Annotated in this window: 21 protein-coding genes and 1 riboswitch; of the genes, 13 read left to right on the top strand and 8 right to left on the bottom strand. The window is 74.5% G+C overall.

Annotated elements, in window-relative coordinates:
• Window positions 1-68 precede the first annotated feature (68 nt).
• Entirely contained in the window at window positions 69-1,547 is a 1,479-nt protein-coding gene (locus RDV89_RS06935; protein ID WP_315732215.1) for an HNH endonuclease signature motif containing protein, read from the bottom strand.
• Between the two features lie 223 nt (window positions 1,548-1,770).
• Here RDV89_RS06935 and RDV89_RS06930 point away from each other — a divergent pair, with 223 nt between their 5' ends.
• Both RDV89_RS06930 and RDV89_RS06925 read left to right on the top strand, forming a co-directional pair.
• The gene (locus RDV89_RS06930) at window positions 1,771-2,400 is read left to right on the top strand and encodes a DUF4245 family protein (RefSeq protein ID WP_315732214.1); all 630 of its coding nucleotides are present in this window, start codon (window positions 1,771-1,773) and stop codon (window positions 2,398-2,400) included.
• A 107-nt stretch (window positions 2,401-2,507) separates the two neighbouring features.
• Complete coding sequence (locus RDV89_RS06925; protein ID WP_315732213.1) at window positions 2,508-3,719, top strand: glycerophosphodiester phosphodiesterase; 1,212 nt, start codon at window positions 2,508-2,510, stop codon at window positions 3,717-3,719.
• A gap of 13 nt (window positions 3,720-3,732) precedes the next feature.
• Here the strand turns inward: RDV89_RS06925 and RDV89_RS06920 are convergent, their stop codons facing one another.
• Complete coding sequence (locus RDV89_RS06920) at window positions 3,733-4,098, bottom strand: hypothetical protein (protein WP_315732212.1); 366 nt, start codon at window positions 4,096-4,098, stop codon at window positions 3,733-3,735.
• A complete protein-coding gene (locus RDV89_RS06915) occupies window positions 4,095-5,435 on the bottom strand; it encodes a PspC domain-containing protein (RefSeq protein ID WP_315732211.1) in 1,341 nt (446 codons plus the stop codon). Before RDV89_RS06915 ends, RDV89_RS06920 begins: the two co-directional genes overlap by 4 nt.
• Window positions 5,436-5,609: 174 nt before the next feature.
• On the opposite strand from RDV89_RS06915, the gene RDV89_RS06910 reads away from it, so the two are divergent.
• The 4 genes from RDV89_RS06910 to RDV89_RS06895 all read left to right on the top strand — a co-directional run bounded on the left by RDV89_RS06910 (window position 5,610) and on the right by RDV89_RS06895 (window position 9,710).
• The gene (locus RDV89_RS06910) at window positions 5,610-6,944 is read left to right on the top strand and encodes an ATP-binding protein (protein ID WP_315732210.1); all 1,335 of its coding nucleotides are present in this window, start codon (window positions 5,610-5,612) and stop codon (window positions 6,942-6,944) included.
• On the top strand, window positions 6,928-7,620 hold the full coding sequence (locus RDV89_RS06905) for a response regulator (RefSeq protein ID WP_315732209.1): 693 nt from the start codon (window positions 6,928-6,930) through the stop codon (window positions 7,618-7,620). The genes RDV89_RS06910 and RDV89_RS06905 overlap by 17 nt, the downstream gene beginning before the upstream one ends.
• 108 nt (window positions 7,621-7,728) lie before the next feature.
• A complete protein-coding gene (locus tag RDV89_RS06900; RefSeq protein ID WP_315732208.1) occupies window positions 7,729-9,243 on the top strand; it encodes an APC family permease in 1,515 nt (504 codons plus the stop codon).
• Window positions 9,240-9,710, top strand: coding sequence for a universal stress protein (locus RDV89_RS06895; RefSeq protein WP_315732207.1), 471 nt, complete (start codon window positions 9,240-9,242; stop codon window positions 9,708-9,710). Before RDV89_RS06900 ends, RDV89_RS06895 begins: the two co-directional genes overlap by 4 nt.
• Window positions 9,711-9,756: 46 nt before the next feature.
• Here RDV89_RS06895 and RDV89_RS06890 read toward each other — a convergent pair whose 3' ends face one another.
• Entirely contained in the window at window positions 9,757-11,598 is a 1,842-nt protein-coding gene (locus RDV89_RS06890) for a flavin-containing monooxygenase (protein WP_315732206.1), read from the bottom strand.
• 158 nt (window positions 11,599-11,756) lie between these two features.
• Between RDV89_RS06890 and RDV89_RS06885 the strand changes: the two genes are divergently transcribed.
• The 3 genes from RDV89_RS06885 (at window position 11,757) to pcrA (ending at window position 15,907) form a co-directional block, all read left to right on the top strand.
• Window positions 11,757-12,971: a GAF domain-containing protein gene (locus RDV89_RS06885; RefSeq protein ID WP_315732205.1), complete on the top strand. Its 1,215-nt coding sequence runs from the start codon at window positions 11,757-11,759 to the stop codon at window positions 12,969-12,971.
• Window positions 12,972-13,006: 35 nt separating this feature from the next.
• The gene (locus RDV89_RS06880; RefSeq protein ID WP_315732204.1) at window positions 13,007-13,366 is read left to right on the top strand and encodes a hypothetical protein; all 360 of its coding nucleotides are present in this window, start codon (window positions 13,007-13,009) and stop codon (window positions 13,364-13,366) included.
• Between the two features lie 66 nt (window positions 13,367-13,432).
• Window positions 13,433-15,907 (top strand): DNA helicase PcrA, encoded by a 2,475-nt coding sequence (pcrA, locus tag RDV89_RS06875; protein WP_315732203.1) that lies wholly within the window; start codon window positions 13,433-13,435, stop codon window positions 15,905-15,907.
• An 87-nt stretch (window positions 15,908-15,994) separates the two neighbouring features.
• Here pcrA and RDV89_RS06870 read toward each other — a convergent pair whose 3' ends face one another.
• Window positions 15,995-17,185 carry a M23 family metallopeptidase gene (locus RDV89_RS06870; RefSeq protein ID WP_315732202.1) on the bottom strand — a complete coding sequence of 397 codons (1,191 nt, stop codon included), beginning with the start codon at window positions 17,183-17,185 and terminating at the stop codon, window positions 15,995-15,997.
• A gap of 363 nt (window positions 17,186-17,548) precedes the next feature.
• Between RDV89_RS06870 and sucC the strand changes: the two genes are divergently transcribed.
• Both sucC and sucD read left to right on the top strand, forming a co-directional pair.
• A complete protein-coding gene (gene sucC / locus RDV89_RS06865; protein WP_315732201.1) occupies window positions 17,549-18,715 on the top strand; it encodes an ADP-forming succinate--CoA ligase subunit beta in 1,167 nt (388 codons plus the stop codon).
• Between the two features lie 28 nt (window positions 18,716-18,743).
• Window positions 18,744-19,640, top strand: a complete 897-nt coding sequence (gene sucD, locus RDV89_RS06860) for a succinate--CoA ligase subunit alpha (protein WP_315732200.1) — start codon at window positions 18,744-18,746, stop codon at window positions 19,638-19,640.
• 90 nt (window positions 19,641-19,730) lie between these two features.
• Here sucD and RDV89_RS06855 read toward each other — a convergent pair whose 3' ends face one another.
• The 3 genes from RDV89_RS06855 to RDV89_RS06845 form a co-directional block, all read right to left on the bottom strand.
• Entirely contained in the window at window positions 19,731-21,272 is a 1,542-nt protein-coding gene (locus tag RDV89_RS06855) for a sensor domain-containing protein (RefSeq protein ID WP_315732199.1), read from the bottom strand.
• Window positions 21,265-21,774, bottom strand: coding sequence for an RNA polymerase sigma factor (locus tag RDV89_RS06850; protein ID WP_315732198.1), 510 nt, complete (start codon window positions 21,772-21,774; stop codon window positions 21,265-21,267). The genes RDV89_RS06855 and RDV89_RS06850 overlap by 8 nt, the downstream gene beginning before the upstream one ends.
• A gap of 107 nt (window positions 21,775-21,881) precedes the next feature.
• The gene (locus RDV89_RS06845; RefSeq protein ID WP_315732197.1) at window positions 21,882-23,729 is read right to left on the bottom strand and encodes a SigE family RNA polymerase sigma factor; all 1,848 of its coding nucleotides are present in this window, start codon (window positions 23,727-23,729) and stop codon (window positions 21,882-21,884) included.
• A gap of 94 nt (window positions 23,730-23,823) precedes the next feature.
• Between RDV89_RS06845 and RDV89_RS06840 the strand changes: the two genes are divergently transcribed.
• Window positions 23,824-25,050: a cell division protein PerM gene (locus RDV89_RS06840; protein WP_315732196.1), complete on the top strand. Its 1,227-nt coding sequence runs from the start codon at window positions 23,824-23,826 to the stop codon at window positions 25,048-25,050.
• Window positions 25,051-25,075: 25 nt separating this feature from the next.
• Complete coding sequence (purN, locus tag RDV89_RS06835; RefSeq protein WP_315732195.1) at window positions 25,076-25,720, top strand: phosphoribosylglycinamide formyltransferase; 645 nt, start codon at window positions 25,076-25,078, stop codon at window positions 25,718-25,720.
• A gap of 1 nt (window position 25,721) precedes the next feature.
• A riboswitch (ZMP/ZTP riboswitch) is annotated at window positions 25,722-25,799 on the top strand.
• Window positions 25,800-25,803 lie beyond the last annotated feature (4 nt).

Raw genomic sequence — 25,803 nt, 5'->3', positions numbered from 1 at the left:
CCCGGCGACGTGGTGTCGGCGGGCCTGCCGGTGGTGCGGGGCGGGTGTAGGGCTGTCGTCGGATCCGGTTATTCGAGTGCCGTCGTTCCGGTCGGTGTCACCAGATACCGACGACCGTGCGGGCTGGTCCAGATGAAGCCGTCGGGTGGTTCGTCGGGGCGTGTGGGTCGGTAGCGCCAGCGGCGCTCGTGGTGCTGCTCGTGGTTTGGTCCGTCGGGTGGGTCGGTGCCGGGGTGCGTGGGGTGGGTCTTGGCGCGGTGGTGCAGGCGGCAGAGCGGGACGAGGTTGTCGCTGGCTGTCGGGCCGCCGGCGTCCCATTCGACGCGGTGGTCGAGGTCGGAGGCCCGTGCTGGCCGGTTGCAGTACGGGAACCGACACGTCGGGTGGCGCAGCTGGACCTGCTCGACGAGGCGCTGGGGGATCCGGTAGCTCGGGGTCGCGATCCGCTCGTTGAGGTCGATGACCGGCTTCACAACCACCTGGGTGCCGTCGGTGCGGCACCAGTCACGCACCTGCTCCGCGGTCACGGCCCGCAGCCCGATCCCCGGGGCGGTCACGGTGGCCAGGTCGATCCCGGTGCCGCCGGTGAGCGGGTCGATCCCGATCGACGTCGACGCCAACGCGGCCTGCGACAGGTGGACGTACAGCACCACCTGACGCGCCGCCACCGTCGATGCCGCCACCGAGGAGGCCTGCGCCTGTCCGGTGAGGTCGAGGGCGGTCTGCCTACGGGCCAGCTCACCGACCGCGATGGACCGGCGGACGTCGAGCGACTCACCCGACCCGAGTGCGGCGAGCCCGGCAGCACCACGGGCGACGGCTCCCTCGAGGTCACGCGCGTCGGCCAGATCCAGCTCACCGGACACGGGCACGGTTCCGCCGACCTGACCGTGCACCCCGAGCGCCTCACGGGCACGGAAGTCGATCGAGAAGAACCGCCCCGCGTCCGCATCCGCCCGATCCGCCTCGGTGGTCTCGGGGTCGAACCGCGCCGACGCCTCAGCGACCAGCCGATCGATCCCAGCACCCGAGATCGAGTGAGCCACGTGGGCGAGGTTGCGGTCCACGAACCCCGCACCCTCCAAGGTGAGGGTCCGCGTGGCGCGGGCGATCCGACGGGCCCGCCACACCTGCACCCCACCCGCAGCGACTCGGCCGGCAATCAGGGGAAGCCGGTGTCGGACCTCGATGGCATCGCCCACGAGCGCGCGACCGGTGTCCTGGGACAGCCCCATCGCAGTCACCAGCTCGAGGACCGCGAACTCCGACACCAGCGGCGCGCCGGGTCCGCCGTACGCGAGCCACCGGTCCCCACCCGGCACCGCCGCGAGGGCCTGCTCGTCGTCGACCCACATCCCCTGCGGACCGATCGGATCGCCCACGACCGCGGTCCCGGTTTTGGTGTCGAGGTGGGCATCGGCGTAGTCGGCGGCCGCGAAGAACGCGGCCGCCTCGGCCGCGCGTTGGGCCCGCATCGCCTCGCCGGCGGCGTCCAGCAGCGCAGCCCGCGACGGGCTGCTGGTGTGCTGCTGGGTCCCCCGATCCATACGCCGAATTCTACCCGAACGTGCGTTCGATAACCAGGGTCGCGGACCCATCTGTGGAGGACGTCTCCGCAGGTCAGGCCACCTGACCGCCCTCCCGCGCGTACCCCCAGCCACACCCCGCAACTCGACGCCCCGAACCGCGGCACAACCCGCAACTCGACGCCCCGAACCGCGGCGTAACCCGCAGCTCGGCGGCCATCGGGCGGTTGAGAGGATGGGGCCCGTGAGTTCGACCGCGTCCCCGCCCCCCGCCGGCAAGCCCGGCCGCTACAACCGCAGCTTCGCCGGGCTGGTGACCTCCATGGTGGTCCTCGTCGTCGCGGTGCTGGCCTTCGTCGTGTTCCGCGGGTTCGTCCGCGCCGACCCGACCGTCGAGGTCGAGCGCTTCGACTACCTCACGGCGGTCGAGGCCGCGCAGCTCGGCGGCTTCCCCGTCGCCTACCCCGCCGAGCTCCCGGACGGGTGGGTCCCCACCCCGGGCGGGTACGGCCGCGGCGCGACGCCGGAGTTCTCCCTCAACTTCCTCGACGAGGACGACCGCTACGTCGGCATCAAGGTGTCGGCCGCCCAGGCGCGCACGCTGCTGCAGACGGCGCTGGGGGAGGACTTCGAGGAGGGCGGCGAGGTCGAGGTCGAGGCGAGCGACCCCGCCCTGGACGGCACGTGGCAGGTGGCCACCCAGGAGGACGACACCGCCCTGGTGCACGAGCTCCCCGAGGGTTCCGGCCCGGGCACCACGCCGACCCCGGAGGCGGACCTGCCGTACGTCGTGGTCGTCTTCGGCGACCTCTCCGAGGACGAGCTCGTGGCCGTCGCCGAGGACCTCACGCTCGCCCCGGTCGCCCGCGACTGATCGGTCGTCCGTGCGGTAGCGCACCGTCGCACGGCCCCGCAGCGGGTTCACCGACCGTCCGTCTCGACGTCACGCGGTCGTCGCGCGGGTGGGCTCGGATCGCGGTCATGACCTCTCGGACCCTGCGCACCACCCCCGCCCTCCTCGCCGCCGGCGCCGTCGCGTCGGCGCTCCTCGTCGCCGGACCGGCGACCGCCCACGACGCCGACGGCCGCGGCGGCCCCGGACACGGCCACGGACACGGCCCCGGACACGGCCCCGGACACGGCCACGGACACGGGCACCGCAGCGCCCCCGAGGTCATCGCCCACCGGGGGGCGTCGGGCTACCGCCCCGAGCACACGCTGGAGGCGTACGAGCTCGCCGTCGCGCAGGGCGCGGACGCGATCGAGCCCGACCTCGTCGCCACCCGCGACGGGGTGCTCGTCGCGCGCCACGAGAACGAGATCGGCGGTACGACCGACGTCGCCGACCGCCCGGAGTTCGCCGATCGCCGCACGACCAGGCTCATCGACGGCACCGCCGTCACCGGTTGGTTCACCGAGGACTTCACCTACGCCGAGCTCAGCACCCTCCGGGCGGAGGAGCGGCTGCCCGAGGTGCGACCCGGCAGCGCCGCCTACGACGGTCTCTACGAGGTGCCGACGTTCGACGAGGTGCTCGACCTCGCCGACGAGCTCTCCGAGGAGACGGGTCGCGAGATCCGGGTGGCCCCGGAGACCAAGCACCCGACGTACTTCGACAGCATCGGCCTCGACCTCACCCCGCTCGTCGTCGAGGTGCTCGAGGAGCGCGACTACGACGAGGCCGACTCGCCGGTCGTCGTGCAGTCGTTCGAGACGACCAACCTGCGCGAGCTCGACGAGCTGGTCGACACGCCGCTGGTCCAGCTGCTCGACGCCACCGGGGCGCCCTACGACCTCGTCGCCGCCGGCGACGACACCACCTACGCCGACCTGGCGAGCCGCCGCGGGCTGCGCGAGGTGGCGCGGTACGCCGACTACGTGGCGCCGCACAAGGACCTCGTGCTGCCCCGCGACGAGGCCGGCGCAATCGGCGAGCCGAGCGACGTGGTGCGCGACGCGCACCGTGCGCGGCTCGAGGTGGTCGTGTGGACGCTGCGGGCGGAGAACCAGTTCCTGCCCACGAACCTGCGCAGCAGCGACGACCCGAACGCGCACGGCGACCTCGCGGGCGAGGTCAGCGCACACCTCGACGCCGGGGTGGACGTCGTCTTCTCCGACCACCCCGACGTCGCCGTCGCGGCCCGCGACGCCTGGGTCGCCGAGCACCAGCGGCCGCACCGACCGCGCCGCTGACCGACGCGGCGGCTCAGGTCCCGGCGCGGTGGGCGCGACGTGCGGTGAGGACCGTGGCCGCGATCCCCGCCGCCCCCGCGGCGAGCCACGGCACGGGCAGCAGCCACCGCGTGTCCGCGCCGTCCACGGCCCCGGCGCTGATGAGGGCCCAGACGGCGAGCAGCCCGAGGAACGCGATCCCCATCACGAGGTGGCCGACGTTGACGGGGTGACGCCCGGCCGCGAGCCAGGAGTCGTCGTGGGACCGGTCGGTCCCGAGGTCGTCGTCGCGCAGCGTGCTCATGGTCGTCTCCTCCGGGATGTCGGTGCGCTGGGGGCCGGTGGGCTGGGGGCCGGTGTGGGCGGCGGCGTCGGGCGCGTGCCGGTCGTGGTCGGTCATCGGGTCACCACGACCTCGCCGACGCCCAGCTCGACGTCGATGACCAGGGGGGCCGGCTCGTCGAGAGCGTCCACCGGGTCCACCACGGTCCCGTCGCCCGAGGCGCCGTAGGAGCCGCTGAGCCCGATGCCCCCGCCGCCCGACGACTGGTCGGGCAGGGTGATCGAGCCCAGGCCGACCTCGACGTCGACCGTCACGGGCAGGTCGGTGGGCAGGACCAGCTCCACCCGGCCGACGCCGGCCCGCACGTCGACCACGCGGTCCGCGAGACCCTCGGGGTCCCGCACGTCGCCGAGGTCGATCACGGTCTCCCCGAGGCGGTACTCGTAGCGGTCCTGGACCTGTGCGGCCGTCGTCGGCGCGACGGTGCGACGCTCGGAGTCGACGCGCTCGGCGGCGAGGCTGCCGGCGGTCGCCACCGTGAGCACCAGGCCGACGAGGATCAGGCCGCCCGCGCGGCCCCAGAAGGCACCGACGAGCAGCATCGCGCCGACCACGCCGAGGGCGGTCGCGGGGTAGGCCGAGCCCGCCACCGGTGCGCCGGCCACGTCGACCACCGCGAGCACGCCGACGGCCAGGGCGGCGAGGGCGAGGGTGAACCAGAAGAGGACCGGCCCGCGCTTGGCGGGACTGGCCGGCCGCGGCGGGGCCGTGACGCCGTAGTACGGCTTCGTCGCGTCGAACCCGGGCGACGGGTCGACCGGGGACGACCGGTAGGGCGCGGTCGGGCCCGCGGTGGCGGGGCCGGAGGCGTACGCCTGGTGGGTCGGCCCGGTCGGTCCCGGGGGGTACCCCGGTCCCGCGGGGTACGCCGGTCCCGAGGGGGACGCCGGGTACGCCGGGGGAGCGGTCGCCGGGCCCCGGCGCTGCCGGTTGCCGAGCACGAGGGCCGCCACGAGCGCGACGACGAGCAGCGGCCAGGGCACCCAGCCGTCGAGCATCCAGCCGAACAGCGCGAGCGCGGCGATGCCGCCGGTCACGGCGACCGCGACCGTGCGGCTGCGCTCGTCGAGGTGGATCACCGCCTGCTCCCGGTCGTCGGCCGGCACGAGCAGCCACAGGCCGAGGTAGAGCAGCGCACCGCTGCCGGCGAACAGGGTCAGCACGGCGAGCGTCACGCGGACCACCACGGGGTCGACGTCGAAGTGCCGGGCGATCCCGCCCGCCACGCCGGCGACGTAGCGGTCCTGGGACGTGCGGCGCAGTCGCCGCACGTCGCGCATCTCGGCGTACCCGACCCGGGGGCCGCCGCCGTCGCCCGGCTGGGGGCCGGTCGGGTGGGGGTGGCCGCTCTCGGGCCCGGAGGGGCCAGCCGGCCCGTCGTTCGTCGTCATCATGCCGTCCAGCGTCGTCGCGTCGTCCGTCCCGCACCATCGGGATGTCCCCTGATCCTGCCCCGAGCCGCGGGACGGGGGTGGGGTCGGGGACCGGGTCGGGGTCCCGGGTCGGGGTCCGGGTCGGGGATCTCCTGGATGCCCGGGCGCGCGCCCGCGTGTGACGATGACGCCACCATGAGCCAGACCCATCCCGCGGGACGCCCGCCCGGCCCCGGACCCATGCCCGGGCCTGTGCCCGGCCCGGCCGCGCCGTCGGTGCGACGCGCCCGACGCGACCTGGACCGCGGGATGGTCGGCGGCGTCGCCGCGGGCCTGTCGACGCACCTGGGCGTGCCGCTGCCCGCGCTGCGCGTCGCGTTCGCGGTGGCGACCCTGCTGAGCGGTCTCGGGGTCGTGCTCTACGGCGCGTACTGGATGTTCCTGCCCGCCGGCACCTCGGCGCCGACCGCGGCCCCCGGCCTGGCCAGCGCCAGCCGTGGCGGCCGCCGGCCGGCCCGCGGCCGCCACGTCGCGAACGTCGGGCAGGCGGCGGTGGTCGGCTCCATCGCCGTCGGCGGCGTCCTCGTCGCCGAGGCGGTCGTCGGGCGCAGCACCCTGGTGTGGGCGACCGCGCTCGTCCTCGGCGGCGTCGCGCTGCTGTGGCGCCAGGCCGACGAGGCCCAGCGGGAGCGCTGGGTGGAGCGCTCGGAGTCGATCGACCCGGTCGGGATGGTGCTGGGCTCCGGCGGCTGGGCCGCGTACGCCCGCATCGCCGCGGGCGCCGCGCTGCTCGGCTCGGGCCTGCTCGTCCTGGTGCTGCGCGAGGGCGGCGTCGGCGCCGCCCGGGAGGTCGTCGTCGCCGTCCTGCTCGGCATCGTCGGCCTCGGGGTCGTGGTCGGCCCCTGGGTCAGCCGGCTGGTCGCCGACCTGGGGGAGGAGCGGGCCGAGCGCGTGCGCAGCCAGGAGCGCGCCGACGTGGCGGCCCACCTGCACGACTCCGTCCTGCAGACGCTGGCGCTGATCCAGAAGAACGCGAAGGACCCCGCCGCCGTCGCGCGCCTGGCCCGGAGCCAGGAGCGGGACCTGCGGGCCTGGCTGTTCGCCGAGGAGCGCCCCACCGCCGACACCCTGGCCGGTGCCGTGCGCGCGCTGGCCGCCGCCGTCGAGGACGACCACGGCGTGGAGGTCGAGGTCGTCACCGTGGGCGACGCGCCCTACGTCGAGCGGCTCGACGCCCTGGTCGGGGCGACCCGGGAGGCGGTCGTCAACGCCGCCAAGCACGCCGGCACGGGCCGCGTCGACGTCTACGTCGAGGTCGTCGGCGGCGCCGTCGAGGTCTTCGTGCGCGACCGTGGCGTCGGCTTCGACCCCGAGGACCTGCCGGCCGACCGGCACGGCGTCCGGGGCAGCATCGTCGAGCGCATGGCCCGGCACGGCGGACGCGCGACCCTGCGCTCCTCGCCCGCGACGGGCACCGAGGTCCGGCTGCACCTGCCGGCGGAGAGGGAGAACGATGAGCAGCAGCACTGAGCCCGGCGCGCCGGGGGCCCGCGAGCCGCGGGTGCGGGTCGTGGTGGTCGACGACCACTCGATGTTCCGCGCCGGGGTGCGCAGCGAGCTCGCCTCCGCCGGCGCCGCGAGCGTCGAGGTCGTGGCCGAGGCCGCGGACGTGGACGAGGCGGTCCGGGCGGTGCAGACCGCGCGGCCCGACGTCGTGCTGCTCGACGTGCACCTGCCCGGCGGCGGCGGGGGAGAGGTGATCCGCCGCACCCACCGGACGGTGCCCGGCACGCGCTTCCTCGCCCTCAGCGTCAGCGACGCGGCGGAGGACGTCATCGGCACGATCCGCAGCGGTGCGCGCGGCTACGTCACCAAGACGATCAGTGCCGTCGAGCTGGTCGACGCCATCTCCCGGGTGGCCGACGGCGACGCGGTGTTCTCGCCGCGGCTGGCGGGCTTCGTGCTCGACGCGTTCGCCGGGGCGATCCAGGTCGCGGAGGTCGACTCGGACCTGGACCGGCTCTCCGAGCGCGAGCGCGAGGTGATGCGGCTGATCGCGCGCGGGTACGCGTACAAGGAGGTGGCCAAGGAGCTGTTCATCTCCGTGAAGACCGTCGAGACCCACATGTCGAGCGTGCTGCGCAAGCTGCAGCTCAGCTCGCGCCACGAGCTGACCCGCTGGGCCTCCGACCGGCGCCTGCTCTGAGCGGGGGCGGCCACCCGAGCGGCGTGGCTTGGGTCACGGGGGCATAGTCGCCCCAAGTCCGACCCGTCCGTCGTGGCGCGCCGGAGCACCCTGACCTCGGGAGGACCCATGGGTGACACGCCAGCGCACGGCCGGAGGGCCGAGCAGGCCGACCGGTCGGAGCCGCACGACCCGCCCGACGACCTGACGGACCCCGCGGAGGAGCTCGACGGGCCCGACGACCTGCAGCGGTCGATCACCGGTCGCCTGCTCTTCTTCTACGTGCTCGGGGACGTGCTGGGCTCCGGCATCTACGTCCTCATCGGCGCCGTCGCCGCGGCGGTCGGCGGAGCCTTCTGGCTGGCCTTCATGGCCGGTGTCACCGTCGCGACCCTGACCGGGCTGGCGTACGCGGAGCTGGTCACCAAGTACCCCCAGGCGGCCGGCGCGGCGCTCTACGTCCAGCGCGCGTTCCGCCGCCCCTTCGTCACCTTCATCGTCACGATCTCGATGCTGTCGGCGACCTTCGCGGCCGCGGGGTCGCTGGCGACCGGGTTCTCCACCTACTTCGCCGCCGTGTGGGACCTGCCGCCGGCGCTGCTCGTCTCGGTGATCTTCGTGTGCGCCCTCGCGGCGGTGAACTTCATCGGCATCACGGAGTCGGTGACGGCCAACCTGGTGATGACGATCGTCGAGGTCTCCGGACTGGTGATCATCATGGCGATCGGCGTGGCGTACGCCCTGAGCGGCGACGCGGACTTCTCCGTGCTGACCCACTTCGACACCGACGGCAACCCGGTCTTCGCCCTGGTGGCCGGCGTCGCGCTGGCCTTCTTCGCGATGACCGGCTTCGAGAACGCCGCCAACGTCGCGGAGGAGACCGTCGACCCCAAGCGCAGCTTCCCGCGCGCGCTGGTCGGCGGCATGGTCGGCGCCGGCGTCATCTACGTGCTCGTCGCGATCAGCGCGGCGATCGTCGTGCCCTTCGACGCCCTCACCGACACCAGCGGCGACCCCGCCCTGCTGCAGGTGGTGCAGGCCGACATCGTGCCGATCCCGTCGGCGATCATGATCACCGTCTTCTCGGTGATCGCGATGGTGGCGATCACCAACACCACCCTGGTCGCGGTCGTGACGCAGTCGCGGATCCTGTTCGGCATGGCCCGCGAGGACGTCGTCCCCGGCGCCTTCGCCAAGATCCACGCCGCGCGGCGCAGCCCGTGGGTCGCGCTGATCTTCGCCGCGATGGTCGTCACCGCGCTGCTGTGCATCGGCACCGCGGTCGACCGGGCCGGGTGGGGCGGCAGCGACGGCCTCGTCACCACCCTCGCGAACGTGACGGTCGTGCTCACCCTGTTCATCTACGGGCTCGTGATCGTCGCGGCGTTCGTGCTGCGCGGCCAGGACGAGAGCGAGGAGACCTTCCGGGCGCCGACCGCGCTGCTGGTGCTGGGGCTCGTGGGCAACGCGACGCTGCTCGTCTACGTCGTCGTCGACGACTGGACGTCGCTGGTGTGGTGCGCCGGTCTGCTCACCCTCGGCGTCCTGCTCTACCTCGCCGAGCGCTTCCTCGGCGGGCGCACCGCGCCGCCGGGCGGCCCGTCGGCGAAGGACGGCACGGCACTCGGAGGGGGCGCGCGATGAGCGGCATGCACGTGGTGGTCGCGACCGACGGCTCGAAGCAGTCCCTCGCTGCGGCGCGGCACCTGCGCTCCTTCGCGGACCCGACGGCGCTGAGCCAGGTCACGGTGCTCGCGGTCGTGCGGCCCCTGGCTGCGGTCTCGTTCGTCGACGACCTGACCGAGGGGCGGCGCGCCTCCACGGAGACCGAGGTGGCCGGCTTCCGCGCCGCCGCGAAGGCGGCCACCGAGAGCGTGGCCGCCGTCTTCGACGGGTGGGGTCCGAAGGTGCGCAGGGCCGTGCGTTCCGGATCGCCAGCGAACGAGATCATCAAGGTCGCCGAGCAGACCTCCGCCGGCCTCGTCGTGGTCGCCGCCGGTGGCCGCGGGCTGTCCGAGCGGGTGCTGCTGGGCAGCACGGCGCAGCGGGTGCAGCAGTACGCCCCGTGCCCGGTGCTGGTGGTGCGCCCGGCGCCACGCCGGCGCCGCTGAGCGACGCCGGCGCGGTGCCCGGCCGGTCGTGGGCGGGTGCCGGGCCTCACGCCAGGTGGTGCACCTCCTGGCGGCCGAACACGGGCGTGTCGATGCCCTCGAACCGTGCCTTGAGCTGGAGAGCCAGGTACAGCGAGTAGTGGCGCGACTGGTGCAGGTTGCCGCCGTGGAACCACAGGTTCTCCTGCTGCGTCGGCTTCCACATGTTGCGCTGCTCGCCCTCCCAGGGACCCGGGTCCTTCGGGGTGTCGGAGCCCAGGCCCCACACCTTGCCCACGCGGTCGGCGACCTCCTGGCTGATCAGGTCGGCCGCCCAGCCGTTCATGGAGCCGTATCCCGTGGCGTACACGACCAGGTCCGCCGGCAGGGTGGTGCCGTCGGCGAGGACGACCGCGTCCTCCGTGAGGTGGTCGACCTGGCCGTTGACGAGCTTCACCTCGCCGTCGGCCACGAGCTCCGCGGCGCCGACGTCGATGTAGTAGCCGGAGCCGCGGCGCAGGTACTTCATGAACAGTCCCGAGCCGTCGGCGCCCCAGTCGAGGTCGAACCCGGCCGCCTCCATCCGGGCGTAGAAGTCGGCGTCCTTCTCGCGCATCCGGTCGTAGAGCGGGATCTGGAACTCGTGCATGATCCGGTAGGGGAGCGAGGCGAAGATGAGGTCGGCCTTCTCCGTGGTCACCCCCGCGGCCAGGGCGCGCTCGGAGTAGAGGTCACCCAGCCCGATCTCCATCAGCGAGTCGCTCTTGACGATGTGCGTCGAGGACCGCTGCACCATGGTGACGTCCGCGTCGTGCTCCCACAGGGCCCCGCAGATGTCGAAGGCGGAGTTGTTCGAGCCGATCACCACCACCTTCCGGCCGCGGTACGCGTCGGGGCCGGGGTGCTGCGAGGAGTGCTGCTGCTCGCCGCGGAAGACGTCCTGCCCGGGGAGGGTCGGCACGCTGGGCTTGCCGGACATCCCGGTCGCCAGCACCAGCTGGGTGGGCTGCAGCGTCAGCCGCTCGCCGTCCCGCTCGACCTCGACGGTCCAGGTGCCGGTCGCCTCCGAGTACGACGCGGCCGTCGCGACCGTCGAGGACCAGTAGGGTACCTCCATCACCCGGGTGTAGAACTCGAGCCAGTCGCCGACCTTGTCCTTCGGGGCGAAGACCGGCCAGTTGTCGGGGAACTTCAGGTACGGCAGGTGGTCGTACCAGACCGGGTCGTGCAGGCACAGCGACTTGTAGCGGCTGCGCCACTGGTCGCCGGGGCGGGCGTGCTTGTCGATGACGAGGCTGGGCACGCCCAGCTGGCGCAGTCGGGCGCCCAGCGCGATCCCGCCCTGCCCGCCGCCGATCACCAGCACGTACGGCTGGGTGGTCGAACCCAGCGACTCCGCCTCCTCCTGGCGCCGTTCCGACCACGAGCGCCGGTCGCGCTGCGCACCGTGCTCGGCGCCCCTGGGCCGCCGCGTGCCGCGGGGCTCCTCGTGGCCGGTGAGCTCGTACAGCGTGGTGAGGAAGGTCCAGGCCCGCAGGGACCCGTCCTCGTCGCGCAACCGCGCGAGGCCGCGGCCCCGGCCGTGCGCGGTCGCGAAGGTGAACCAGGCGGTGACGACGCCGTCCTCCTCCGTGGCCTCCTCGGACAGCTCGAAGCCGGACGGGTCCACACGGGACAGGGTGGCGCCGAGCAGCTCGGCGACCCCGGCGCGGTCCTCGACCGTGGTGAGGTTCCAGCTGAACGCGACGAGGTCGCGCCAGAAGCTCGTGGTCGCGAACGTGCCGGCGGCCCGTTCGACGTCACGGGCCACCAGGGCGTCCTCGAGGTCGGCGAACCACCGGCGGGCACGTTCCGTCGGGTCGGCGGTGGTCGCGCTCGCGGCGTCGGGGCGGTCGACGGTCTGGGTCATGGGGGCTCCTCTCGCAGCGGCCCGGTCCGGGCAGCTGCGGCACAGCAGACCTCCGGCGCTCCCGGGGGCGGAAGAGTTGCACCGGGTTGCACGTGACCTGGGTCACGCGGCCGACCTATGCTCGAGGCCGTCGACGTGACGCGTGCGAGGAGGTGCCGGTGCCCACTGCCCGAGCGGGCTCGACCAGCTTCGGCGCGGTCGCGCCCGGCACCGACCTCAGCGTGTACGCCCGGGAGCTGCGGCGCGTGCACGACGCCATGCTCGGCGGCGCCGCGCCGCCACGACGTCCCCGGGCCGTGGTGGCCCGGTCGTGGGAGCGGATGCTCGCGCTCGGGCTCGACCCCGACGGCGCGGGCGCCCGCGACCCGCTGCCGCGTGCCGACGTCGAGCACCGGCGCCGCGCCTCCCCGCTGACCTGGGTCATCGACGACCTGCGCCGTGCCCTGACCTCGGTGGCCGACGCGTCCCGCTTCCTGCTGGTGGTCACCGACGCGGACGGCGTGATCCTGTGGCGGGAGGGCGCCAGCGCGGTGCGTCGCCGGGCCGACGGTCTCGGGTTCTCCGAGGGCGCGCTGTGGACCGAGTCGCAGGTCGGCACGAACGCCATCGGCACCGCGATCGCCGAGCAGGCGCCCGTGCAGCTGTTCTCCGCCGAGCACTTCGAGGCCCAGCAGCACGCCTGGTACTGCACCGCCATGCCCATCCACGACCCGCGCACCGGCGACCTGCTCGGGGTGGTCGACGTGAGCGGCCCGGCGTTGACGCTGCACCCGGCGATCACCGCCCTCGTCGAGACCGCCGTGCGGCTGGCCGAGGCCCGGCTGGCGCAGCTGCACGCCGAGCGCCTCGAGCGCCTGCGTCGCGACTGCGACCACCTCATCGGCACGAGCACCGGTCCGCTCCTCGTCGTGGACGACGACGGGTGGGTCGCGCACCGCTCGGGCATCGCGGTGCGCGAGCGCATCGCCGTGCCCCGGCCCGAGACCACGGTGGCCGTCCCCGGGCTGGGGGTCTGCCTGCCCGAGCGGCTCGACGGGGGATGGCTGGTGCGACCCTCCGACGCGGAGCGGCGGCTGCGGCTGCGCCTGCACCGCTCGGGTCTCGAGCCGGTGCTCGAGGTCACCTCGGGCAGCGAGTCCTGGCGGCGCGCGCTGAGCCCGCGGCACGCCGACATCCTCGTGCGGCTCGCCGCCGCCGGCAGCGCGGGCCTGACCCCGGCGGCGCTGAGCCGGCAGCTCTTCGGCGACGAGAGCCACCTCGTCACCGTGCGCGCCGAGATCTCGCGGATGCGCCGCGTGCTCGGCGCCATGCTCGCGAGCGCGCCCTACCGGATCGCCGAGGAGGTCGACCTCGAGGTGGTGCCGTCCGGCTGACCCCGCCGGCTCCCCGGGGCCCTAGGGTGTCGGGCGTGGAGATCCTCCGGCTGGTGCTGCTGACCCTGCACGTGCTCGGCTTCGCCGCGCTGATCGGCGGGCTGCTCGCCCAGGTGCGCGACGAGGAGAAGCGGATCACGGCGCCCGTCCGCGACGGCGTCGGCACGGCGTTCGTCGCCGGGCTGCTGCTCGTCGGGGTGCTCGAGGCCGGTGACGCCGACGTCGACCACGCCAAGATCGCGGTCAAGTTCGGCATCGGGCTGGTGCTGCTGGTGCTGGTGATGGCCAACACGCGCAAGCCGCGGATCCCCGACGGCCTGTTCCTCGGCCTGCTGGGGCTCAGCGTGCTCAACGTCGTCGTCGCGATCTTCTGGTCGCCGGCGCACGCGTTCTGACGTCCCCGGGTCGCCCGCCCGCTGCGGTCGGGACCGTCGGTCGGCGGTCGTAGGCTGGGCCCCCTCATGAGCTCCTCCGTCATCCCCGGTCTCGAACACCTCGCCGCCGCGTCCGCGTCCGCCACGGGCGGCTCCGCGGACCCCTCCGCCGACGCCGCCGCGCGGGCCGCCGCCCTGCTCGACGGGCTGAACGGTCCGCAGCGGGACGCGGTCGTGCACGCCGGCGCGCCGCTGCTGGTCGTCGCCGGCGCCGGGTCGGGCAAGACCCGGGTCCTGACGCGGCGGATCGCCTGGCTCGTCGGCGAGCGCAAGGCGCACCCGGGGTCGATCCTGGCCATCACCTTCACGAACAAGGCCGCGGCCGAGATGAAGGAGCGGGTCGAGGAGCTGGTGGGCCGACGCGCCCGCATCATGTGGGTCTCCACGTTCCACTCCTCGTGCGTGCGCATCCTGCGCAAGGAGATCGAGCGCCTGGGGTTCTCCTCGAGCTTCTCCATCTACGACGCCGCGGACTCGCAGCGGCTGATGACCCTCGTGCTGGGCGACCTCGAGCTGGACCCGAAGCGCTACCAGCCGCGGGCCGTCCTCGCGTGGGTCTCGAACGCGAAGAACGAGCTGAAGGACCCCGAGACCGCGCGCGCGGAGGCGAGCAACGGGGTGGAGGAGGCCTACGCGTCGGCGTACGTGGAGTACCAGCGGCGGCTGCGGGACGCCAACGCCCTCGACTTCGACGACCTGATCATGACCACGGTGCACCTGTTCGGGGCGTACCCCGAGGTCCGCGAGGTCTACCGGCGCCGGTTCCGCCACGTGCTGGTCGACGAGTACCAGGACACCAACCACGCCCAGTACGCGCTGATCCACCAGCTGTGCGCCGACGATCCGGAGGGGGCGCGCGACACCGGCGGCTCGGGCGGCGAGCGGGTCGAGCCCAGCGAGCTGATGGTGGTGGGTGACGCCGACCAGTCCATCTACGCCTTCCGCGGCGCCAACATCCGCAACATCCTGGACTTCGAGCAGGACTTCCCGAACGCGACGACGATCCTGCTCGAGCAGAACTACCGCTCCACGCAGACGATCCTCACGGCCGCCAACGCGGTGATCGACCACAACGAGGGACGCAAGCCGAAGCGGCTGTGGTCGGACGCCGGCGACGGCGAGCCCATCGTCGGCTACGTCGCGGACGACGAGCACGACGAGGCCCGGTTCGTGGCCGACGAGATCGACAAGCTCGGCGACGACCACGGCGTGCGTCCCGCCGACGTGGCGGTCTTCTACCGCACCAACGCCCAGTCGCGCGTGTTCGAGGAGATCTTCGTGCGCGTCGGGATGCCCTACAAGGTCGTGGGCGGCGTGCGCTTCTACGAGCGCAAGGAGGTGCGCGACGCGCTGGCGTACCTGCGGCTGCTGGCCAACCCGGCCGACGAGATCTCGCTGCGGCGCATCGTCAACACCCCCAAGCGCGGCATCGGCGACCGCGCGCAGGCCTGCGTCGCGGCCCTGGCGCAGCGGGAGGGCACGACGTACTGGGAGGCGCTGCGGGTCGCGCACCGCGCCGACGGCATCGCGACCCGATCCCTCAACGCGATCCGCGCCTTCGTCGAGGTCGTGGAGGAGCTGCTGCAGATGGTCGAGGCCGACGAGCGGCCCGACGTCATCCTCGAGGCGGCGCTCGACCGGTCCGGCTACCTCACCGACCTGGAGGACTCCGACGACCCGCAGGACCACACGCGGGTGGAGAACCTCGCCGAGCTGGTCGCGGTCGCCCGCGAGTTCGCCGACGACCCACAGGCCGGTCCGTCGGCGGACCCCAGCGACGTCGAGGCGGGCGTCGTGACGCCGGGGCTCGGCGACTTCCTCGAGCGCGTCGCCCTGGTGGCCGACGCCGACCAGATCCCCGACGACGACGGCGCCGACGGGGTCGTGACCCTGATGACGCTGCACACGGCGAAGGGCCTGGAGTTCCCGGTCGTGTTCCTCACCGGTCTCGAGGACGGCGTCTTCCCGCACATGCGGACCCTCGGCGACCGCAAGGAGATCGAGGAGGAGCGGCGTCTGGCCTACGTGGGCCTGACGCGGGCGCGTGAGCGGCTCTACATCTCGCGCGCCGTCGTGCGCTCGGCGTGGGGTGCGCCGTCGCACAACCCCGCGTCCCGGTTCCTCGACGAGCTCCCCGTGGACCTGGTGCAGTGGCGCCGCACCGCGGCGGCCATGACCTCGTGGCGACGCCCCGACCTCAGCAGCTCCTCGCCCGCCGTCGGCGGTGGGGGTGCCGGGGGCGGCGGCCTGGGTGCGCCGACCGCGGCCGGGCGCCGCAACTTCTCCGCCGCCGCAGCGCGCGCCGACGCCTCGGCGAAGTCGAAGAAGAACCGGCCGGTGCCGAACCTCGACCCGGGCGACCGGGTCGTGCACGACGCCTTCGGGATGGGCACCGTGGTCTCGGTCGAGGGCGCGGCGGAGAAGGCGGTCGCGTCGATCGACTTCGGCTCGCAGGGTGTCAAGCGGCTCCTGCTCCGCTACGCGCCCGTCGAGAAGCTCTGAGAACTCCTGCGACGGCTCTGAGACGCAGCGAGCGCCACCCGGTCGGACCGGATGGCGCTCGCTGCTGCCGTGCGTGGACGGCCGTGCTCAGGGGGTGACGCCGTTGACCTGCAGCGCCCGGAACGGGTCGACCGGGTCGCCGGCGCCCGGCCGCACCTCGAGGTGCAGGTGGGGGCCGGTCGAGTTGCCCGTCGAGCCGACGTAGCCGATCAGGTCCCCGGCGGCGACCGTGTCGCCGACCGAGACCGCGAGCGACGACTGGTGGGCGTACCACATCTCCGTGCCGTCCTCGAGGGTGATCACGGTCTTGTTGCCGTAGGAGCCCTCGAAGCCGGCGGAGGTCACGACGCCGCCCGCGACGGCGCGGATCTGGGTGCCCGAGGCGGCCGCGAAGTCCAGGCCGGTGTGGTAGCCGGACGAGTAGTAGGACCGCGCGTCGCCGAAGCGGTTCGTCAGGCGGTAGCTGTCGACGGGCAGGACCCAGGCGTTCGCGGCGACGATGGCCGCCTGCTCCTCGGCCGACTGCGCGAGCGTCTCGAGCGCGGTCGAGCGCTTGGCCGCCTGCGCCTCGGTCTCGGCGAGCTCGCTGTCCGCCGCGGCGTCCTCGAGCGCGTCGCGCTCGGAGTCGCGGCTCACGGCGCGGTTGCGCTCGGTCAGCAGGTCGCCGCTCGTCGAGACGGAGTTGCCGGACAGCGCCGTCGACGCGGACACGCGGTACGCCTGCTCGTCGGTCCCGGCCAGCGGCCCGGCGCCCGAGGCGGTGACCGCGCCGGCGGCGGAGATCGCGAGCACCGCGACGCCGGCGACGACCGGGGCGGAGGGCAGGACGGGCAGCCGGAACCCCGCGGGGACCGCGGGGCGTCGGGTCGGCTTGACGGCCTTGCGGCGGCCCGTCGCGGCGGTGGCGCTGCGGGCGGCCCGCGCCTCCTCGCGGCGCTGGGCCTCGAAGCCGCGCACGTCGTAGGTGGTCGCGACCGGGGCGTCGTCCGCGGGGACGGCCGGCAGCGTCAGCGTGGTGTCCTCGAAGTCCGTCTCGCGCCGCAGCTGGGCCGCGACGGGCGCGACGGCCGGGGTGAGGGCCAGGGGGATCTCGGTGGTGCGGGTCGCCGGGAGGGCGACGGCCTCCACCTCGTACGCCTCGTCCGCGAGCACCTCGGCCTCGGCGCGGCGCCGGGGGGCGGGGCGGGCAGCGCGCTTGCCGCCGGCGGTGCGAGGGGAGGGGGCCTCCGGAGATGCGCTGCGGCGGGGGCCGCGTCGATCGCCTCGGTGGTTGCCCATGTACCTCTGGTTCCTCGTTCGTCCGTGCGGGGCGGGGCCCGCTTGTTCGTGTCGTCTCGCCAGTGCTCCGTGAATCAGCGCCTGACTGTAACGGACGCACCAGGGCCTCCGAAATCGGATCGCCGGATCCTGTGGATCGTTTCACCCGCCTCCCGGGTGGAGCCGGAGACGTCCGGATCCGCGTACCCGCCCGTCACCACGCACTTCCCGGCGCGCTCGGACCTGCCCGTGTGGCCCGGGTCACACGTGTGGTAGTGCGCTCGACGTGGCGGAGGACACCGCTGTCCACCCGGAGAGGGGACGGGGCTATCGTGCCGCGAGGAATCGGGACTCTCACCCTCAACCCAAAGGATTGGTCGGATCGTGGACCTGATGGAGTACCAGGCGAAGGAGCTCTTCGCCAAGCACGGCGTGGCGACCACGCTCGGCAAGGTCGTGGAGACCGCGGACGAGGCCAGGGCCGCCGCCGAGGAGATCGGTGGCGTGACGGTCGTCAAGGCGCAGGTCAAGGCCGGCGGCCGCGGCAAGGCCGGCGGCGTGAAGCTGGCGAAGACCGCGGACGAGGCGTACGAGTACGCGTCGAACATCCTCGGCATGGAGATCAAGGGCCTGACGGTCAACCGCGTCCTGGTGACGCCCGCGACCCCGCCGGAGGAGGAGTACTACTTCTCGTTCCTGCTCGACCGCTCGAACCGTCAGTACCTCTGCATCGCCTCCGTCGAGGGTGGTGTCGAGATCGAGGAGGTCGCGAAGACCAACCCCGAGGCCGTCCGCCAGATCGCCGTCGACCCGGGCACGGGCGTCGACGAGGCGAAGGCCCGCGCGATCGCGACCGAGGCGAAGTTCCCCGAGGCCGTCTTCGACCAGGCGGTCGAGATGATCCAGGCGCTCTACAAGGTCTTCGTCGAGGAGGACGCCACCCTCGTCGAGGTCAACCCGCTCGCGCGGCTGGCCGGCGACAAGCTGGAGGCCCTCGACGGCAAGGTCTCGCTCGACGAGAACGCCTCGGAGTTCCGGCACCCGCACCACGCGGAGTTCGAGATCCGCGAGGAGGCCGACCCGCTCGAGGCGAAGGCCAAGGACCTCGGTCTCAACTACGTCAAGCTGGACGGCCAGGTCGGCATCATCGGCAACGGCGCGGGCCTCGTGATGAGCACCCTCGACGTCGTCGCCTACGCCGGCGAGGCGCACGGCGGCGTGAAGCCCGCCAACTTCCTCGACATCGGCGGCGGCGCCAACGCGCAGGTGATGGCCAACGGCCTCGACGTGATCCTCAACGACCCGCAGGTCAAGAGCGTCTTCGTCAACGTCTTCGGCGGCATCACGGCGTGCGACGAGGTCGCCAACGGCATCAAGGGTGCTCTCGAGCTCCTGGGCGACGCGGCGACCAAGCCGCTCGTGGTCCGTCTCGACGGCAACAACGTCGAGCAGGGTCGGGCGATCCTCGACGAGCTGGCCCACCCGCTCGTCACGCAGGTCGACACGATGGACGGCGCGGCCGACAAGGCCGCCGAGCTGGCCAACGGCTGAGCGCGGACAGAGAAGAGACGAGAGAGCAATGTCGATCTACCTGAACTCCGACTCCAAGATCATCGTCCAGGGCATCACGGGCGGCATGGGTGCGAAGCACACCGCCCTCATGCTCGACTCGGGCGCCTCGATCGTCGGCGGCGTGAACGCACGCAAGGCCGGCACCACGGTCACGCACAAGGACGCCACGGGCGCCGACGTCGAGCTGCCGGTCTTCGGCACCGTCGCGGAGGCGATGGAGAAGACGGGCGCGAACGTGTCGGTCCTCTTCGTCCCGCCGGCCTTCACCAAGGCCGCCGCCGTCGAGGCCATCGACGCGCAGATGCCGCTGATCGTGGTCATCACCGAGGGCGTCCCGGTGCAGGACACGGCCGAGGTCTGGTCGTACCTGCAGGGCAAGCAGACGCGGATGATCGGTCCGAACTGCCCCGGCATCATCACGCCGGGCGAGTCGCTGGCGGGCATCACGCCCCACACCATCACCGGCAAGGGCCCGGTCGGCCTCGTGTCCAAGTCGGGCACGCTGACCTACCAGATGATGTTCGAGCTGAAGGACTTCGGCTTCTCGACGGCCATCGGCATCGGCGGCGACCCGATCGTGGGCACCACCCACATCGACGCCCTCCAGGCGTTCCAGGACGACCCGGAGACCGAGCTGATCGTGATGATCGGCGAGATCGGCGGCGACGCCGAGGAGCGGGCGGCCGCCTACATCAAGGAGAACATCACGAAGCCGGTCGTCGGCTACGTGGCGGGCTTCACCGCGCCCGAGGGCAAGACCATGGGCCACGCCGGCGCCATCGTGTCCGGCTCGGCCGGCACGGCGCAGGCGAAGAAGGACGCGCTCGAGGCCGTCGGCGTCAAGGTCGGCAAGACGCCGTCCGAGACCGCCGCCCTCGCGCGGGAGATCCTGCAGAACCGCTGAGCCCCCGGGCGCAGCAGCACGACGGACACCGCCCCCGACCGGGTCGCCCAGGCGACCGGGTCGGGGGCGGTTCCGTCTCGGGAGCGGATGTCACATGCCGTACGCGGCGCGGCTGGCCGCCGCGCCGAGCAGCTCGTCCATGGCGCCGTCGAGACCCGCGGGCTCGGTCGGGCCGCCGAGCCGGCTCAGCGTGAGGACGACCAGGTCGCTGCCCACCTGCACGACGCCCTGACGGGCGTACCGGACGGCGTCGCAGTCCGCGCCCCCGCCGCAGGCCTCCGGAGCGGGCGCGGTGGTCGCGACCCACGTCCCCTCGGCCCCGTCGACGAGGACGAGCGAGGGCTGCGGCGCCGGGTCGACGACCAGACCCTCGGCGCCGGAACCCTCCCCGCACGCCTCGAGCCAGCCGGTCGCGGTCGCGTAGGCCTCCCCGGCGGCGGCCGGGTCGTCGAAGGCCAGCACCGCGGAGTTGACCGCGGCCTCACGCACCCCGGGTGCGCCCGACCCGTCGGACGGCAGGGCGGTGAACTCGGCGTACCCGTCGTCGGTCGGGCCGAGCGTGCGCAGGCCGGCCGCGGCGCAGGGCAGCGTCGGCTCGTCGGTCAGCCCGATCTCCTCCCACGGCCCCAGGCCGTCGAGCGGCGGCAGCAGGTCGGTGCCGACCAGCTGCGCGGCCGAGACGCTGCGACCGGTGCCGTCACCGGTGCCGTCGTCGCCCTGCCCGTCGTCGCCCTGGCCGTCGCCGTCCGGGCCGCCGTCGTCGGACGACCCGTCGGTGGGCGGCTGGGTGGGCAGGTCCTCGCCCCGGTAGTAGCGCAGCGCGTCCACGGCCGCGGCGTCGTCGCCGGCGGTCTGCGCCACCAGCTGCGCGAGCGCCTCGTCGTCGCCCGCGAATCCGACGGCGTACGTGCGGCTGACGAGCACGGCGTTCTCCGTGCGGTAGTAGCGCAGGAGGTCCGCGCCGCCCTCGGCGCCGTCGGCGGTCCGGGTCACGGCGAGCGAGTCGTCGGCCTCGGTGGACGTGGCGACCACGAGGGTGTCGTTGGTGAGCGTGACGTCGTCGCGCTGCGTCGTGGCGCAGCCGGCGACGGCGCGCTGCACACGCCCGAGGTACGCCCGCGCGTCCGCGACGTCGTCGAAGGCGACCAGCGTGCGCTCGAGCGCGTCGCTCTCGCCCTCGCCGCCGGCGGCGAGCGTGCGGCTCTCGGCGCGCCCGGAGGCGTCGGCGGGGGAGAGCGCCTCGCCGCACAGGTCGGGGGACGTGCCGACCGGGTCCGTCTCGACGGCGGTCGAGGCCGCCTCCGCGGGCCACCCCGCGTCGAGGGGGAAGGCGCCGGGGACGTCGGTGCGCACGGCCTGGGCGGTCGCCGTCGAGGCCGCGTCGCGGCCCCGGTCGTCGCCGCGCAGGACGTCGGTGAGGGCGATCCCGCCCCCGGCCACGACGGCCACGACCGCCAGGCTGGTCGCCGCGACGGCGGCGTGCGTGCGGCGGCGGCGACGGTCGCCGCGACGACGGATCTCGTGCGGGGGCAGAGCGGGCATGGCGGGTCCTGAGGAGCGCAGCGCGCGGAGACGCTCGGTCGGGTCGGGCGGATCGGTCGGGTCGGTGGGGTCGGGCGGGCGCTCAGGCATGGGTGGTTCCCTCCCGCAGGTCGGGGACGTCGTCGGCCAGCAGGGCGGCGAGCGCGGCGCGTCCGCGCGAGAGCCGGGCCTTGATCGTGCCCTCCGCGGTGCCGGTCTCACGTGCGACCTGGGCGACCGGGAGGTCGTAGACGTGGTGCAGGACCAGCGCCTCGCGCTGGGCGGCGGGCAGGTGGCGCAACGCGGCGACCACCGCGACCCGGTCCGGCGCCGGGCCGTCGGCGGTGAGGGGCGCGGCGACCGCGCGGTCGGGGTCGCGCCGGCCGCGCGAGGCGCGTCGCCACCGACTGACGGCCTGACGGTGGGCGACGGTGCGCACCCACGCCTCGGGGTGGTCGACGCGGGCCAGGCGCCGGCGGTGCGCCCAGGCGCGCACGAACGCCTCCTGCACGCACTCGTGCGCCTCGTCCCGGTCGCCGATCATCGCGGTGACCTGGTTGACGACGCGCCCGAAGGAGGCTTGGTAGAACTCGTCGAACTCGCGCTCGTCCATCTCACCCCCCGCGTCGACGCCGGTCGGACGCCCCGGGTGGGCGCCGCTCGAGGTGGAGACGCCCGGGCCGCCGGCGGGGTTGCATCGTGTGCGGATCCGGGCGCGGATCAGGGTGCGGCGGCGAGCCGCTCGCGGGCGCGGGTGACGATCTGGGTGAAGGTCTCGTCGTCGACGTCCTGGTTGCCGGTCGGTGCGAAGCCGACCTGGGTCACCCGGTTCCCGACGCGGGCGACCCCCATGAGGATCGAGACGGTGCGGTCCTCGTCGACGCGCACGTCGAGGCGCCACGCGAGCAGCCGACCGTCGTCGAAGTCGGCACCGCCGATCGGGGTGACGTCGGTGACCAGGTCCTGGGACACGCAGCTGCCCATCCGGCCCTCGATGGTGCCGACGAAGTCGTCGGCGGCCTGGTCGTCGGGCAGCGCTCCGACGGTCTGCGTCAGGCCGAACGTGTCGGGCAGCCCGGCGTCGGTGACGACGAAGGTGCGGGTCAGGGGATCGGTGAGGTTGGAGAACTGGGCGGCGTCGCAGACGGTGGCGGCGTCGTTCGCGCTGGCCTCGACCGGGCGGGTGGCGGTCCAGGGCTGGTCGACGCTGCCGAGCGGCGGCAGGTCGATGACGTCCAGCATCTGCGGGGTCTCGCCGACGGGGAAGGGCAGCCGGGAGCGCGCCTCGGCGGTCGTGGCGCAGGTGCGCGAGTCGTCGGCCGCGCACAGGCGGTCCACCGCGCCGGCGAGCAGCTGGACGACGCCCTCGCGCGAGTCCTGGGCGGCGCCCACGCCGTCGTAGGCCACGACCGTGGTCACGTCGCCGGTGCGCGCGACGCCCGCGGTGAGCAGGGTGCCGGGATCGCCCGCCGTCGAGAGCACGAAGGCGGCCGCCTCGTCGCCCACGCCCGTGACGTCGTAGGTCCCCACGAGCTGGGTGCGGGGCACGCTGCACCCGGCGAACCAGCCGCGCCACGTGTCGAAGGTGGCGTCGGCCTCCTCGGCCTGTCTCGAGAGCTCGTTGATCTGCAGCACCCGCTGACCGGCGTCCTGCTGACCCTCTTGTCCGCCCTGTTCACCCTGCTCGCCCGTGGGCGTGAACGTGCTGACGTACCCGGCGAGGCCCTCGACGTCGGCGTAGCGGGACTGCTGGCACGGGACGACCAGGCCGTCGCCCGACGTGTTGTCGTCGACCTCGGCGCTCCACCCGGTGCCGGTGACCGATCCGACCTGCTGCGCGTCGAGCAGCATGTCGGTGCCGAAGGTGCTGGGCGGCGGCTCCGGGGTCGGCGTGGCCGGGGCGCCCTCCCGCTCGACGGAGCGGGCCAGCGAGGTGGCGGTGCCGCTGTCGTCGTGCACCACCGCGCCCGAGGCGACGACCGCGGCGACGGCGGTGGCGACGCCGACCACGGTGTGCACCCGCCGACGCCGCGTGCCCGCGCGCCGCAGGATCGACGGGCGGGGCCAGCGCACGTCGCCGAGCGAGGCGGCGACCGCCGCGAAGGACGCGTCGACGGCCTCGGGGGTCTCGAGGCCGCGCTGCAGGGCGTACTCCGCGCGCCCGACCGCGAGGTGGCGCGCGCCGTCCTCCACGGTGACGCCCAGCTCGCGGGAGGCCTCGGCCAGCGCGGTGCCCTCGGTCTCGGAGAGCACGAGCAGCCGCCGGGGCGTGCCGTCGAGGTCGTCGAGCACCTCGAGGGTGCGGGCGACCTCGGGGTCGATGCCCTTCTCGCGGTGCCACGGGCGGGCCGTCGACCGACGCTGCGCGATCGCCCAGGCGCGGGTGCGGACCTCCGGCAGCGGGTCCGGTCGGGCACCCACCTTCGACCAGTGGTGCCACGCGATCGTGAAGGCCTCGCGCACCGCGCTGCGGGCCACCGGGAGGTCGCCGGTCAGCAGGTACGTCTGCAGGAGCAACCGTCCTCGGGCGTCCTTGTAGAACGCGTCGAACGCTTCGGTGTCGGCCATGGCGGCGACCACCGTAGCCGACCCGTCCCGGTCCCGGCGTGTCGCCCGCGGGCTGCTCGTGGGGGCCGTCGCGACCGGTGAGGATGGGGCCACGATGACCTCCGTCCTGCCGCCCCTGCGCCGCCCCGGCGCCGCCCGCCCCCCGCTGGGGCCCGTCGCCGTCGCCGCCCTCGGCGGCGCCGCGGCGGCCGCCTCGACCCTGACCGTCGCCCTCGGCGTGGGGGTGCTCGGCTGGTTCCTCTCCGACGCCGGCACCCACGGCCGCCCGTCCGACGGCCTGCGGGTCGGCGCCCTGGGCTGGTTGACCGGCCACGGCTCGGGTGTCTCGGTGCAGGGCGTGCCGCTCACCACGATGCCGCTCGGGGTCACCCTCGTGATCGCCGTCGTGTGCTGGCGCTTCGGCCTGCGGGCCGGTGAGCAGGTGGCGGAGCACGGGCCCGACGCCGCCGGCGTGGCGGCGGGGGAGAAGGACCTGGTGGTGCCGACGGTCGCCGGGGTGCTGACGGCCGCGTACGTGCTCGTGGCGGTCCTCACCGCCGTGGTCGCGGGCTCGGCGGGGGACGGCGTGTCGCTGGTGGCCGTCGTCGGGTGGTCCCTCCTGCTCGCCGGCGGCGTGGGCGGAGCCGGCGTCGCGGTGGGCTCCGGGCGTGCGGCCGAGTGGGTCCTCCTGCTGCCGGAGGAGGTGCGCGACACCGTCGCGGCCGCCGTGGCGCTGCTGCTGGCGTGGCTGGCGCTGGGGGCGCTGGTGCTGGCCGCGGGGCTCGCGCTGGGCTACTCCGAGGCGGCGTCGCTGCTCTCCCAGGTCGAGACGGGCACCGGCTCGGCCGTGCTCGTCGTCGGGCTCGCGCTCCTCCTGGTGCCCAACGCGGTGCTGTTCGGCGGGGCGTACGCGCTGGGGCCCGGCTTCTCGGTCGGCGCGGGCACCCTGGTCACCCCGTCGGCCGTGGCGCTCGGGCCGCTGCCGCTGTTCCCGCTGCTCGCCGGCGTGCCCGGCGGGCCCCTGCCGGGCGCGGCCGCCGACGCCGCCCTGGCGCTCCCGTTCGTCCTGGCCGCTGTGGTGACGGTGCTGGTGCACCGCCGCCGGCCCACCCTGCGCTGGGAGGTCGCGCTGGCCCGCAGCGCGGCCTCGGGCGTCCTCGCCGGCATCGGTCTCGCGGTCCTGGCGCGCCTCGCGGGGGGCTCGGCCGGCCCCGGCCGCCTCGAGCAGGTCGGTCCGTTCGTCGGCGACGTGCTGGTGCACGCCGTCGTCGCGTTCACCACCGGGGCCGTGCTCGCGGCGCTCGCCACGACGGCGCTGCAGCGCCGCCGCGCCGACGCCTGACCGCGACGGCCTAGGATCGGCGCCCGTGCCCGAGCCCGCCTCCTCGCCCGCCGCCCGCGTCGTCGTCCTCGTCTCCGGGGCGGGGTCCAACCTCCAGGCGCTGCTCGACGCGGCCCGGGACGGTGCCTACCCCGCGGAGGTCGTCGCGGTCGGCGCCGACCGCCCCGGTGCCGCGGGCCTCGACCGGGCCCGTGCCGCCGACGTGCCGACCTTCGTGGTGCCGCTCGCGGAGCACCCCGACCGCGCGGCCTGGGACGCGGCGCTGACCGACGCGGTGGCCGCCCACCGCCCCGACTGGGTCGTGCTCGCCGGCTTCATGCGGCTCGTCGGGCCCGCGTTCCTGGCCCGGTTCGAGGGCCGCGTGCTCAACACCCACCCGGCGCTGAGCCCCAGCTTCCCCGGCATGCACGGCCCCGCCGACGCCCTGGCCCACGGGGTGAAGGTCAGCGGCGCGACGCTGTTCGTCGTCGACGCCGGGGTCGACACCGGCGTGATCGTGGCGCAGACGGCCGTGGCGGTCGAGCCGGACGACGACGTGGCCGCGCTGCACGAGCGGATCAAGGTCGCCGAGCGCCGGATGCTCGTCGACGCGGTGGCCCGGATCGCGGCCGACGGGCTGGTCGTGTCGGGGCGCCACGCCCGGTTCGGCACCCCGGGCCCGGTGCACTAACCTGACCGCACACGACTGGCGCAGGTGGGTGACCACCAGGGAGTGAGCAGCGTGCGCATCGACCGCCTGGGTGCGCGCACGGT

The organism is Nocardioides imazamoxiresistens (assembly GCF_032378595.1).
In the GTDB taxonomy this organism is placed as follows: domain Bacteria; phylum Actinomycetota; class Actinomycetes; order Propionibacteriales; family Nocardioidaceae; genus Nocardioides; species Nocardioides imazamoxiresistens.
This window is presented reverse-complemented; position numbering and strand designations above follow the sequence as displayed.

Coding starts and splice junctions, on each gene's coding strand:
- RDV89_RS06935 (WP_315732215.1), bottom strand. CDS start 1,547: ATGGATCGGGGGACCCAGCAGCACACCAGCAGCCCGTCGCGGGCTGCG.
- RDV89_RS06925 (WP_315732213.1), top strand. CDS start 2,508: ATGACCTCTCGGACCCTGCGCACCACCCCCGCCCTCCTCGCCGCCGGC.
- RDV89_RS06920 (WP_315732212.1), bottom strand. CDS start 4,098: ATGACCGACCACGACCGGCACGCGCCCGACGCCGCCGCCCACACCGGC.
- RDV89_RS06915 (WP_315732211.1), bottom strand. CDS start 5,435: ATGATGACGACGAACGACGGGCCGGCTGGCCCCTCCGGGCCCGAGAGC.
- RDV89_RS06910 (WP_315732210.1), top strand. CDS start 5,610: ATGAGCCAGACCCATCCCGCGGGACGCCCGCCCGGCCCCGGACCCATG.
- RDV89_RS06905 (WP_315732209.1), top strand. CDS start 6,928: ATGAGCAGCAGCACTGAGCCCGGCGCGCCGGGGGCCCGCGAGCCGCGG.
- RDV89_RS06900 (WP_315732208.1), top strand. CDS start 7,729: ATGGGTGACACGCCAGCGCACGGCCGGAGGGCCGAGCAGGCCGACCGG.
- RDV89_RS06895 (WP_315732207.1), top strand. CDS start 9,240: ATGAGCGGCATGCACGTGGTGGTCGCGACCGACGGCTCGAAGCAGTCC.
- RDV89_RS06890 (WP_315732206.1), bottom strand. CDS start 11,598: ATGACCCAGACCGTCGACCGCCCCGACGCCGCGAGCGCGACCACCGCC.
- pcrA (WP_315732203.1), top strand. CDS start 13,433: ATGAGCTCCTCCGTCATCCCCGGTCTCGAACACCTCGCCGCCGCGTCC.
- RDV89_RS06870 (WP_315732202.1), bottom strand. CDS start 17,185: ATGGGCAACCACCGAGGCGATCGACGCGGCCCCCGCCGCAGCGCATCT.
- sucD (WP_315732200.1), top strand. CDS start 18,744: ATGTCGATCTACCTGAACTCCGACTCCAAGATCATCGTCCAGGGCATC.
- RDV89_RS06855 (WP_315732199.1), bottom strand. CDS start 21,272: ATGCCTGAGCGCCCGCCCGACCCCACCGACCCGACCGATCCGCCCGAC.
- RDV89_RS06850 (WP_315732198.1), bottom strand. CDS start 21,774: ATGGACGAGCGCGAGTTCGACGAGTTCTACCAAGCCTCCTTCGGGCGC.
- RDV89_RS06845 (WP_315732197.1), bottom strand. CDS start 23,729: ATGGCCGACACCGAAGCGTTCGACGCGTTCTACAAGGACGCCCGAGGA.
- RDV89_RS06840 (WP_315732196.1), top strand. CDS start 23,824: ATGACCTCCGTCCTGCCGCCCCTGCGCCGCCCCGGCGCCGCCCGCCCC.